At 64.3% G+C, this 10564-nt stretch carries 12 protein-coding genes; 1 reads left to right on the top strand and 11 read right to left on the bottom strand.

All coding sequences use genetic code 11. The features are described 5' to 3' along the window. Positions 1-248: 248 nt before the first annotated feature. Entirely contained in the window at positions 249-1502 is a 1254-nt protein-coding gene (murA, locus tag AU198_RS07470) for a UDP-N-acetylglucosamine 1-carboxyvinyltransferase (RefSeq protein ID WP_064347145.1), read from the bottom strand. A gap of 70 nt (positions 1503-1572) precedes the next feature. On the opposite strand from murA, the gene AU198_RS07465 reads away from it, so the two are divergent. Beyond that, positions 1573-2139 carry a cob(I)yrinic acid a,c-diamide adenosyltransferase gene (locus AU198_RS07465; protein ID WP_064347144.1) on the top strand — a complete coding sequence of 189 codons (567 nt, stop codon included), beginning with the start codon at positions 1573-1575 and terminating at the stop codon, positions 2137-2139. A gap of 40 nt (positions 2140-2179) precedes the next feature. Here the strand turns inward: AU198_RS07465 and AU198_RS07460 are convergent, their stop codons facing one another. From AU198_RS07460 to AU198_RS07415, 10 genes are all read right to left on the bottom strand, one after another. Beyond that, positions 2180-2626, bottom strand: coding sequence for a DUF2550 domain-containing protein (locus AU198_RS07460; protein ID WP_064347142.1), 447 nt, complete (start codon positions 2624-2626; stop codon positions 2180-2182). A 9-nt stretch (positions 2627-2635) separates the two neighbouring features. After that, entirely contained in the window at positions 2636-3001 is a 366-nt protein-coding gene (locus tag AU198_RS07455; protein ID WP_064347140.1) for a F0F1 ATP synthase subunit epsilon, read from the bottom strand. Between the two features lie 2 nt (positions 3002-3003). Continuing rightward, complete coding sequence (gene atpD / locus AU198_RS07450) at positions 3004-4530, bottom strand: F0F1 ATP synthase subunit beta (RefSeq protein ID WP_064347137.1); 1527 nt, start codon at positions 4528-4530, stop codon at positions 3004-3006. Positions 4531-4551: 21 nt separating this feature from the next. Then, positions 4552-5478 (bottom strand): F0F1 ATP synthase subunit gamma, encoded by a 927-nt coding sequence (locus AU198_RS07445; protein WP_064347135.1) that lies wholly within the window; start codon positions 5476-5478, stop codon positions 4552-4554. 13 nt (positions 5479-5491) lie between these two features. After that, positions 5492-7138 carry a F0F1 ATP synthase subunit alpha gene (gene atpA, locus AU198_RS07440; RefSeq protein WP_064347132.1) on the bottom strand — a complete coding sequence of 549 codons (1647 nt, stop codon included), beginning with the start codon at positions 7136-7138 and terminating at the stop codon, positions 5492-5494. Between the two features lie 44 nt (positions 7139-7182). Continuing rightward, positions 7183-8514: a F0F1 ATP synthase subunit B/delta gene (locus AU198_RS07435; protein ID WP_064347129.1), complete on the bottom strand. Its 1332-nt coding sequence runs from the start codon at positions 8512-8514 to the stop codon at positions 7183-7185. A gap of 3 nt (positions 8515-8517) precedes the next feature. Beyond that, the gene (locus AU198_RS07430) at positions 8518-9030 is read right to left on the bottom strand and encodes a F0F1 ATP synthase subunit B (protein ID WP_064347127.1); all 513 of its coding nucleotides are present in this window, start codon (positions 9028-9030) and stop codon (positions 8518-8520) included. An 8-nt stretch (positions 9031-9038) separates the two neighbouring features. Then, entirely contained in the window at positions 9039-9287 is a 249-nt protein-coding gene (locus tag AU198_RS07425) for a F0F1 ATP synthase subunit C (RefSeq protein WP_064347125.1), read from the bottom strand. 65 nt (positions 9288-9352) lie between these two features. Further along, positions 9353-10108, bottom strand: coding sequence for a F0F1 ATP synthase subunit A (gene atpB / locus AU198_RS07420; protein ID WP_064347117.1), 756 nt, complete (start codon positions 10106-10108; stop codon positions 9353-9355). After that, on the bottom strand, positions 10108-10560 hold the full coding sequence (locus AU198_RS07415; protein WP_064347114.1) for an ATP synthase subunit I: 453 nt from the start codon (positions 10558-10560) through the stop codon (positions 10108-10110). The genes atpB and AU198_RS07415 overlap by 1 nt, the downstream gene beginning before the upstream one ends. Between the last annotated feature and the right edge of the window lie 4 nt (positions 10561-10564).

The following is a 10564-nucleotide window of genomic DNA, read 5'->3' as shown; positions in this document are numbered from 1 at the left end:
AAAACAGGGCATGGCAAAAAACAACAACAAACAAAAACCACCAAACACACTATTGAGTTCTCAAACAACACACCCGCTTTTGGGGCAACCCTGCCAGTCTATACCGATCTGGACAGAGACGTCAAACCCCGTCCTCCAGTCCGATTGGCCTGGGGCCGTGGGCTTCTCACAAGAGGATACGCCAGTCGGAGGGAAACCCCAAAGCGGGTTGCCGGAACAGGATCGACGCGCGGACCCAGGCGGGTCGATCAGGTCACGCGCTCGATTTCAGCGCCCAGGCTCTTGAGATTCTCGACGAACAGCGGATAGCCGCGATCGATGTGGAAGACGTCGTGGACTTCGGTATCGCCGTCGGCGACCAGCCCGGCCAGCACGAGCCCGGCGCCGGCCCGGATATCCGACGACCAGACCGGCGCACTGGAGAGCTGCGAGATGCCCCGGACCACCGCATGGTGGCCGTCGGTCCTGGCATCGGCTCCCAGCCGCACCATCTCCTCAACGAATCGGAACCGAGCCTCGAACACGTTCTCCGTGATCATCGACGTGCCGTCGGCAATCGATGCAAGGGCGATCGCCATCGGCTGCAGGTCCGTCGGAAAACCGGGAAAGGGCAACGTCGCGACGTTCACCGCTTTGGGACGCTCGTACTGGACCACCCGGAACCCGTCGTCGGACTGCGTCACGGTGGCGCCGGCGTCGTGCAGCTTGTGCAGTACCAGCTGCAGGTGCTGCGGGTCCACGCCGGTCACCGAGATGTCGCCGTGCGTCATCGCGGCGGCGATCCCCCACGTCGCGGCCACGATACGGTCGCCGATCACCCGATGCTCGGTGGGATAAAGCCGGTCGACCCCGGTGATCGTCATGGTCGAGGTGCCCGCGCCGGAGATCTGGGCGCCCATCTGGTTGAGCATCGCGCACAGATCGACGACGTCGGGTTCGCGCGCGGCGTTGTGGATGGTCGTGACACCCTCGGCGACGACGGCGGCCATCAGGATGTTCTCCGTGGCCCCGACCGAGGGAAACTCCAGCTGGATCTCGGCGCCGCGGAGGTGGTCGGCCTCGGCCACCACGCAGCCGTGCTCGATGTTGCACCGTGCCCCCAACTGACGAAGGCCGGCCTGATGCATGTCCAACGGCCGGGAGCCGATCGCGTCCCCTCCAGGCAGCGCGACCTTGGCCCGCTTACAGCGGCCGACGAGCGGGCCCAAGACGCAGACCGAAGCACGAAACTGCCGCACGGCGGCAAAGTCGGCGTCGTACTTGGGTTCGTCGGGCGAGGTGATCCGGACGACGTCGCCGTTCAGTTCGACAGTCGCCCCAAGACCTCGGAGCACCTCGGCCATCAGCGGTACATCGAGAATGTCCGGACAATTCGTGATCGTGCTGGTGCCTTCGGCCAACAAGGTCGCGGCCATCAGCTTCAACACGCTGTTCTTTGCTCCCCCGACGGCAACTTCGCCAGATAACCGGTTTCCGCCGGTCACCACGAATCGCTCGCTCACGCGGGTTAGTCTAAACAGCGCCGCGGGCCGTGTCAGTTTCCTCGGCTACGGGTTCCGGTACGGTTTGACCATGGCGGTTCATCTCACCCGGATATATACGCGCACGGGCGATGACGGCACCACGGGACTGAGCGATTTCAGTCGGGTGTCGAAGAATGACGCCCGCCTCGTGGCGTATGCCGATTGCGACGAAGTCAACGCCGCCATCGGCGTTGCCATCGCCTTGGGAAACCCCGCCGAGCAAATCTCGAAGGTACTCAAGCAGATTCAGAACGACCTCTTCGACGCGGGCGCTGACCTGTCGACTCCGGTGGTCGAGCACCCCGAGCACCCACCGCTGCGGATCACCCAAAGCTATATCGACCGACTGGAAGCCTGGTGCGACGAATTCAACGAATCGCTGCCCGCGCTGAATTCGTTTGTGCTGCCCGGCGGTACTCCCCTGTCCGCACTACTGCACGTGGCTCGTACCGTTGCCCGGCGCGCCGAACGATCTGCCTGGGCGGCGGTCGAGTATCACGGTGATTCGATCACCGTATTACCTGCGAAATACCTGAACAGGCTGTCGGATCTGCTCTTCATCCTGTCCCGGGTCGCCAATCCGCAGGGTGACGTGCTCTGGCAACCGGGCGGATGAGCGCCCGCGGCAAGACCAAACAGCGGACTCGGGCAACGGATTAGAAGCTTCGGCGTCGCGCGCGAGGTGACGGCCGGGACTCCAACCAGGACAGAAACGCCGTCAGCGCACCGCGATCCAGCGCAATCTCGTAGCCACGACGGCGTTCAGGGCTGGTGTCGCGCAACTCGAGCACCACGATCTCGTCTGTCATGATGTCGAACTCGTCGCCGCGCGGACCTCGCCGCGACACGATCTCCAGCCCGCGGCGGCTCAACCGGCGATCCGGCCACCAACGCAGGCTCGACAACCGGTAGAACCCGGCTTCGCCACCGCGATAACGCATTACACCGTGACGCCATCCTTGACCGCCGACAGCGGGTACGTCCCGCAGGATCGCCGCTGTACCGCCTACCTGCCGTAGCTTCCACAGCCGGTAGCACAGCGCGATGACGACGAAAAGCAGCACGCAGATGAGCGCGACCATGATGAACATGAGCGCGCTCATCGGTTACCGCTAGTCGAGCTGACCCAGGGCGCGAAGCCTGGCTCGACCCTTTGCCGCAACTGCGGGATCGTCGGATTCGGAGTCCTGCCGCGCACGGTCGCCATCGATCTCGGACTCGAGCTCGGCGGACTCCGCAAGGATGATCACGCCTTCACCGGTGACCGACATGAATCCGCCGTCGACGGCGATACGCAGATCCTCTTCGCCCTCTCGCTCGACGCGCACCATGGCGTCGTCGACGAGTTGAGCAACCAACGGGATATGGCGGGGCAGGATGCCGATCTCACCCGCAGTGGTGCGGGTGAACAGGAACGTCGCCTTACCCGACCAGATTTCCCGCTCGACGGCGACAATGTCGACGTCCAAATCCGCCATCGCTATTCGTCCTTGTCGGAATCGTCGCCCTTGCCCGCGTCGCCGTTTGAGTCGGTCTGAGCCGGGGCGCCGTCACCGCCGCCGGCATCCATCTTGGCGCCGAGGCTTTCTGCCTTCTTCTCCAGATCCTCGAGACCACCGATGAGGAAGAACGCCTGCTCCGGCAGATGGTCGAAGTCGCCCTTGGTCAGCTTGTCGAACGCCTCGATCGTCTCCTTCAGGGGAACCGTCGAGCCCGGCTGACCGGTGAACTGCTCGGCTGCCATCATGTTCTGTGACAGGAAGCGCTCGATCCGGCGGGCCCGCTGCACCAGCTGCTTGTCCTCTTCGGCCAACTCGTCGATACCGAGGATCGCGATGATGTCCTGAAGGTCCTTGTAGCGCTGCAGGATTCGGATGACCTCTTGCGCGACGCGGTAGTGCTCGTCGCCGACCACGCTCGGATCCAGGATCGTCGAGCTGGACGCCAGCGGGTCCACCGCCGGGAAGATGCCCTTGGAGAACACCGAACGGCTCAGCTCCGTCGTCGCGTCGAGGTGCGCGAACGTCGTCGCGGGCGCCGGGTCGGTGTAGTCGTCTGCGGGCACGTACACGGCCTGCATCGAGGTGATCGAGTGACCTCGGGTCGAGGTGATCCGCTCCTGCAGCTCACCCATCTCATCGGCCAGCGTCGGCTGGTAGCCCACCGCCGAGGGCATGCGGCCCAGCAGCGTCGAAACCTCCGAACCCGCCTGGGTGAATCGGAAGATGTTGTCGATGAACAGCAGCACGTCCTGGCCCTGCTCATCACGGAAGAACTCGGCCATCGTCAACGCGGACAACGCGACCCGCATACGAGTGCCCGGCGGCTCGTCCATCTGGCCGAACACCAGCGCCGTGTCCTTGAGCACGTCGGCGTCGGCGAGCTCGACCCACAGGTCGTTGCCCTCGCGGGTGCGCTCACCCACGCCGGCGAACACCGAAGTGCCACCGAAGTTGCGGGCGATGCGGTTGATCATCTCCTGGATCAACACGGTCTTGCCGACGCCGGCGCCGCCGAACAGGGCGATCTTGCCGCCACGGACGTACGGGGTCAGCAGGTCGACGACCTTCAGGCCCGTCTCCAGCATCTCGGTCTTGGGTTCGAGTTGGTCGAACGCCGGCGGCTTGCGGTGAATCGACCAACGGTCGAAATCCTTGCCATAGCCGGGCTCGTCGAGGCAGTCGCCCAGCGCGTTGAACACGTGGCCCTTGACGCCGTCGCCGACGGGCACCGAGATCGAGCTGCCGGTGTCGGTCACCTCGACACCACGAACCAAGCCGTCGGTGGGCTGCATCGAGATGCAGCGCACGAGGTTGTCGCCGAGGTGTTGGGCGACCTCGAGGGTCAGCGTCTTCGCCAGGTCCTTGTATCCGATTTCGGCGTGCAGCGCGTTGAACAGTTCCGGCACGGAATCGCGCGGGAATTCAACGTCGACGACAGGGCCGGTGACACGTACGACGCGGCCCGCGGTGTCGGTGCTGGTCTCTTTTTCAGCAGTAGCAGTCATTGTCTTCTTCGCTTTCTGGGGCTACTTCTTGGCGGCGTCCGCAAGCGCGTTCGCGCCACCGACGATTTCGCTGATTTCCTGGGTGATCTGAGATTGCCGCTCGCGGTTGGCCATCAGGGTCAGATCCTTGATGAGATCGTCGGCGTTGTCGGTCGCCGACTTCATGGCGCGTCGGCGAGAAGCCGACTCCGACGCCGCCGCCTCGAGCAGCGCGGCGAAGATGCGGGTGGAGATGTAACGGGGCAACAGAGCGCCGAAGAGGGTCTCGGCGTCCGGTTCGAAGGAGAACAGCGTCTGCAGCCCGGGGTCTTCTTCGCTGTACTCCACCACCATCGGTGCGATCCGTCGTGCAATCGCCGACTGCGACAGCATCGACCTGAATTCAGTGAAGACGATGTGCAGTTCGTCGACTCCCAGGACGTTGTCGGCACCGGGGTCGTCGCCTTCGTCATCCTCACCGGCCGTGAACGCATCGACCAGTGTGCTCGCGATCTCCTGGGCGTTCTCGTAATCGGGGCGCTCGGAGAATCCGGTCCACGACTCCTGGATGTCCCAGTTGCGGAAGCTGTAGTAGCCGAGAGCTTTTCGGCCCACCACGTACAGGACGGGGTCCTTGCCCTCCGAACGAAGAAGCGAAAACAGCTCCTCAGACCTCCGGAAGATGTTCGCGTTGTACGCACCGGCCAGACCCCGGTCCGAGGAGACCACCAACACGGCAGCCCGCCGAGGGTTCTCACGCGGGACGAGCAGCGGGTGATCCAGTGCGCTCGCACTCGCGAGTTCGGTGAGCATGTTCGTGATCTCGCGGTCGTAGGGCCGAGCCGCCTCGACTCGAGCCTGCGCCTTGGCGATGCGCGACGTCGCGATCAGTTCCTGGGCTTTGGTGATCTTCTTGATCGAGCCCGCGGAGCGGATGCGGCCGCGCAATTCGCGCAGTGTGGCAGCCATCTGTGTTCAGGCCTTACTTCTTCTTCGGTGCGGGCTTGCGAACCTTCACCGATTCCTTTTCGACGTCTTCCTCGTCCATCGCCTCGACATGCTCGTCGGGCACGACCGAGCTGCCGTCGGTGGTGGCGAAGCCCTTCTTGAAGTCGTTGACGACCTTCTCGAGTTTCTCCTCCAGCTCCTCGGAAAGCTTCTTGCTCTCCCGGATCTCCTTGAGGATGCCCTCCTGCGACCCCTTCACGTGATCGAGGAATTCCCGCTCGAACTTCTGAACGTCTTCCACGGGAACGGAATCCAGGTGCCCCCTGGTGCCCAGGAAGATCGCGACCACCTGGTCCTCGACCGGCATCGGGCTGCTCTGCGGTTGCTTGAGCAACTCAACGAGCCGTGCGCCGCGGTCCAGCTGCGCCTTCGACGTCTCGTCCAGATCGGAGGCGAACGCCGCGAACGACTCGAGTTCGCGGTACTGCGACAGGTCCAAGCGGAGACTTCCGGCAACCTCTTTCATTGCCTTGATCTGCGCGGCACCACCGACGCGCGACACCGACACACCGACGTTGATCGCCGGGCGCACACCCTGGTTGAACAGGTCGGTCTCCAGGAAGCACTGACCGTCGGTGATCGAGATGACGTTGGTCGGGATGTACGCCGAGATGTCGTTGGCCTTGGTCTCGATGATCGGCAGACCGGTCAGCGAGCCGCCGCCGAGCTCGTCGGAGAGCTTCGCGCAGCGCTCCAGCAGGCGCGAGTGCAGGTAGAAGACGTCGCCCGGGTACGCCTCACGGCCCGGCGGGCGGCGCAGCAGCAGCGAGATCGCGCGGTACGCCTCGGCCTGCTTGGTCAGGTCGTCGAAGACGATCAGCACGTGCTTGCCGTCGTACATCCAGTGCTGAGCGATGGACGAACCCGTGTACGGCGCAAGCCATTTGAAGCCGGCCGAGTCCGATGCCGGCGCGGCGACGATGGTCGTGTACTCCATCGCGCCGCCCTCTTCGAGGGTCTGCCGCACGCTGGCGATGGTGGTGCCCTTCTGGCCGATCGCCACGTACACGCAGCGGACCTGCTGATCGGGATCGCCGGTCTCCCAGTTCTGCCGCTGGTTGAGGATGGTGTCCACGCACACCGCGGTCTTCCCGGTCTTGCGGTCGCCGATGATCAGCTGGCGCTGTCCACGACCGATCGGGGTCTGCGAGTCGATGGCCTTGATACCCGTCTGCAGCGGCTCGCTCACGCCCTGGCGCTGCACCACCGACGGCGCCTGGAGCTCGAGGGCGCGACGTTCGGTCGTCTCGATCTCCCCGCGACCGTCGATCGGCTGGCCCAGCGGGTTGACCACGCGACCGAGGAAGCCATCGCCCACCGGCACCGAGAGGACCTCGCCGGTGCGCTTCACCTGCTGGCCCTCTTCGATCTTCTCGAAGTCACCGAGGATGACCGCGCCGACGCTGTGCTCGTCGAGGTTCAGCGCCACGCCCAGCACGCCACCGGGGAACTCCAGCAGCTCCTGGGTCATCACCGACGGGAGTCCCTCGACGTGAGCGATACCGTCGCCGGCGTCGATGACGGTGCCGATCTCTTCGCGCTCGGTGTCCGCCTCGAAGCCGGAGACATACTCCTCGATCGCGCCCTGGATCTCATCCGCCGAGATCGTCAACTCTGCCATGGTGTTCTGTCTTCCTACTTCGTGTGTGGTCTTGGTGTGGTGGGTCAGTCGGGTAAGCGGGTCTCGGCCGCCGCCAGCTTCGACGCCAGCGAACCGTCGATCACCTCGTCACCGACGGCGATCGTCAAGCCGCCGAGCAGTTCGGGGTTCACGTCGAGCTGGATCGACACCGGACGACCGTAGATACGGGTGAGCAGTTCGGTGAGCCGCTGGCTTTGGTCGTCACTGAGCTCGGCGGCCGCGCGAACCTGCGCAACGACTTCACCGCGCCGCGAGACGGCAAGATTCGCGAGTTCGCGAACGGCCTCGTCGGCGCGCTCCCCGTGCAGCAGATCGAGTGTCTGACGCAGCAGGTCGGCGGTGTTCTTGCTCGCCCGGCGCCCAAGCACGTTGTTCAGCAGCCCAATCCGTCCCTCGAGCGGGGCCGTGTACTCGCCCAGCAGCGAGATCAGGCGTGGCTCGGAATCGAGGATGCGACTGAACCGGAACAGCTGGTCTTCGACGTCCTCGATCTGGCCCTCCCCCTCGGCCCGCACCAAAAGGGCCAGCCGGGCGAGGTGCTGGATGCTGTGAATCAGATCGGAGGTGGCCGACCAACGCTGCGACACAGCCGTTTTGAAGAGGTCGAGCGCGGAGTCCGAGACCTTTCCCGAGAGCAGCCGCTCGACGAGCCGAACCTTGGGCTCATCAGCACTGGATGGATCGGCCAGATGCCGGGAGAGCACTGGTTCGCGGCGCAACAGTTTCGATGTGGAAGCCAGATCGTCAGCCAACCGCGTCAGCGCGTCCGCATCCAGACCGTTGGCCACCCCGTCGAACCGCTCGACCAACTGAGTCAGGGACTCGCGGCTGGCGGCCCGAAGCTTCGCCGTGACGACGTCTGTGAACGTCGTCGACGACGGGGCCATCTCGTCGAGCTCGGCCAGGAAGCGGTCGACTGTCGCCGACTGCTCGGCGCTGTCGGAGACGAAGTCGCGGACGAGATTGCCGGCCCGCTGCACCGATTCGGCGCCGAGGCTCTGCCGGAGCTCGCGAACGAGCTGCTGGCGCAGAAGCTGAACTTGTTGCGCCCCCAGCGTTTTGATGCGTTCCAGCTCGACGTCGGCCTGTGCGCGCAGCTGCTCGGCGATGATCTCGGCATCCTTGCGGGCCTCTTCGATCACATTCGCAGCCTCGGCCTTGGCCTGCTCCAGCGCCTTCGCGTGCTCGGTGTCGGCGTCGGCCACCTTCTTCTCGGCCTCGGTGTGTTCAGCGAGCTGGTTTCGGACCGTCTCCTGCTGCGTCCTCATCATGTTGCGCACCGGCGGCACAACAAATTTGACGACCACGAACACAATGAGGGCAAAGCCGATGAGCTGGCCGATGAAGGTCGACATTCGTCAGCGCTCCCGTCCTGTCGCGACCGGCACCGTGCGCGTAGCCACGTCGACGCCGAGCACCCGACTCGCGAGGTTGGCAGCCAACGTCTCCACCGACGACTGGAGATCGGCCGTCAGAGCCCGCGACTGTTGCGTGAGCTGCTCGTTCGCCTGCTGCAGAAGCGTCGATACCTCCGCATTGGCGCGGGCCCGCGCGTCGTCGACGATCTTGCGACCCTCAGCGCGGGCTTCCTCACGGACAGTCGTCGCCTCGCGGCGGGCATCCGCCATCACGTTGCGATAGTCGGCATCCGCGGCAGCCCGCAACTGGGCTGCCCGTTTGTTGTCCTCGGCCGTCTTGTACACCATCGCCTCGCGCTCGTGCAGGACCCGGGAAATCGGGGGCACGACCCACTTGGCGATCACTCCGAGCACGATCAAGAAGATCAGCAGCACGAAGATGAAGGTGCCGTTGGGGATCAGGAAGTTCTGGCCACCTCCCTGAGCCAACAGAACGACGTTCGAGTCAGCCATGGCCGGCTTTAACCCCCAACCGGGGTGGCGAACACGAACAGCGCCATGAACGCCAGGTTGATGAAGTACATGGCCTCCACCAGACCAACCGTGATGAAGAACGGGACGAACAATCGACCCTGTGCTTCCGGCTGACGGGCTACGCCGTTGACCAGAGCGCTACCGACGACACCGTCGCCGATCGCGGCACCGATGGCGCCGCCGCCCAGAAGAAGTCCACCGCCGATGAGTGCTCCGGCAGCGATAGTGGGATCCATTCCTTATCCTCCTTGATATCTGGTAGCAGTCCTACCAGGTGGTTTTGTCGAGCATTTCCGCGTGGTCAGTGATGTTCGTCCTCAAGCTCCATCGACTGGCCGAAGTACAAGATCGTCAGCAACGCGAAGATGAACGCCTGGATCGCGCCGATGAACAATTCGAACATTTTCCACAGGGCGTTCGGCGCCCACAGGATGTAGGCCGGGAACAGCGCGATGATCGTGACCATGATGCCGCCGGCGAAGACGTTGCCGAAAAGTCGGAGGGACAACGAGACTGGCTTGGCGAGCTCCTCGACGAGGTTGATCGGGGCGAGAAACGCCACGTGTCCTTTGAGCAGTCGCACGGGGTGGCCGATCGGACCCCGGCGCCAGAACCCGGCGGCGTGGTAGCAGAAGAACACGAACAGGCCGAGCGCCACAACGAAGTTGATGTCGGAGGCGGCGGGTTTGAGCAGTTCGTGGATACCGGTCTCATCGCTGTACTGCCACGGGAATACCGACAGCCAGTTCGCGATGAGGATGTAGACGAACAGTGTCACAGCAAGGGGCAGCACGAACGGCGCGATCTTCATACCGATCGCGGACTCGACCTGGTTGCGCACCTGGACGGTGATGGCTTCCCAGAAGAGTTGCACTCCGCTGGGCACGCCGGTCGACGTCACCTTTGCGCGCAGGTAGAACGCCAGCGCCAGCACGATCACGGCGGCGATCGACGCGGACAACAACGTATCGGTGTTAACAGTCAGCCCAAACCAATTGGCCTCGGTATGTGTGCCGACGTGAATTCCGGAGTCGGCGGCGAGGATGGTTTCGGTCATTACTGGGTGGCCTCCCCTTGGGATCCAACGGTGTCGGTCGGGCTGCCTGCGCGCAGCTTCCGCGCGACGGGCACGGCGGTCGAGAACACGAGCAGCATTTGGAACAACGCCATTCCGAAGACCACGCCCAACCCTTCGGGCCGGAACACGAACGCGATCACCAGTCCGATCACCGTCAGGACCATCAAGCGGATCGCGGAGTTCACGGCCATCTTGCTCTTCAGCGGGTGCGCGTGGGCGGTGATCCGAAGCGCCGATCGGCGGACCAGGATCGCGTTGAACAAGCCGAGGCCCAAGCCGATGCCGAAGAAGATTCCGACCATCGGGTGGCCGAGCAGGGCGGTCGCCACGGTTGCGAGCACGGTCAGCGCGAGGCAGATCACCGAGAGCCGCAACGGGCGGAACGCAACGGATGGCAACACCAATGGCGCATCTTGCGCTGGCGTCGTCACAACT

The sequence above is a fragment of the Mycobacterium sp. GA-1199 genome (assembly GCF_001500045.1).
Classification (GTDB): domain Bacteria; phylum Actinomycetota; class Actinomycetes; order Mycobacteriales; family Mycobacteriaceae; genus Mycobacterium.
This window is presented reverse-complemented; position numbering and strand designations above follow the sequence as displayed.

What these genes read in the sequence shown, in the direction of transcription:
- atpB (WP_064347117.1), bottom strand. Translation starts at nt 10,108, where the DNA reads ATGACCGAAACCATCCTCGCCGCCGACTCCGGAATTCACGTCGGCACA.
- AU198_RS07445 (WP_064347135.1), bottom strand. Translation starts at nt 5,478, where the DNA reads ATGGCTGCCACACTGCGCGAATTGCGCGGCCGCATCCGCTCCGCGGGC.
- AU198_RS07425 (WP_064347125.1), bottom strand. Translation starts at nt 9,287, where the DNA reads ATGGATCCCACTATCGCTGCCGGAGCACTCATCGGCGGTGGACTTCTT.
- atpA (WP_064347132.1), bottom strand. Translation starts at nt 7,138, where the DNA reads ATGGCAGAGTTGACGATCTCGGCGGATGAGATCCAGGGCGCGATCGAG.
- AU198_RS07460 (WP_064347142.1), bottom strand. Translation starts at nt 2,626, where the DNA reads ATGAGCGCGCTCATGTTCATCATGGTCGCGCTCATCTGCGTGCTGCTT.
- AU198_RS07465 (WP_064347144.1), top strand. Translation starts at nt 1,573, where the DNA reads ATGGCGGTTCATCTCACCCGGATATATACGCGCACGGGCGATGACGGC.
- AU198_RS07430 (WP_064347127.1), bottom strand. Translation starts at nt 9,030, where the DNA reads ATGGCTGACTCGAACGTCGTTCTGTTGGCTCAGGGAGGTGGCCAGAAC.
- AU198_RS07435 (WP_064347129.1), bottom strand. Translation starts at nt 8,514, where the DNA reads ATGTCGACCTTCATCGGCCAGCTCATCGGCTTTGCCCTCATTGTGTTC.
- atpD (WP_064347137.1), bottom strand. Translation starts at nt 4,530, where the DNA reads ATGACTGCTACTGCTGAAAAAGAGACCAGCACCGACACCGCGGGCCGC.
- AU198_RS07455 (WP_064347140.1), bottom strand. Translation starts at nt 3,001, where the DNA reads ATGGCGGATTTGGACGTCGACATTGTCGCCGTCGAGCGGGAAATCTGG.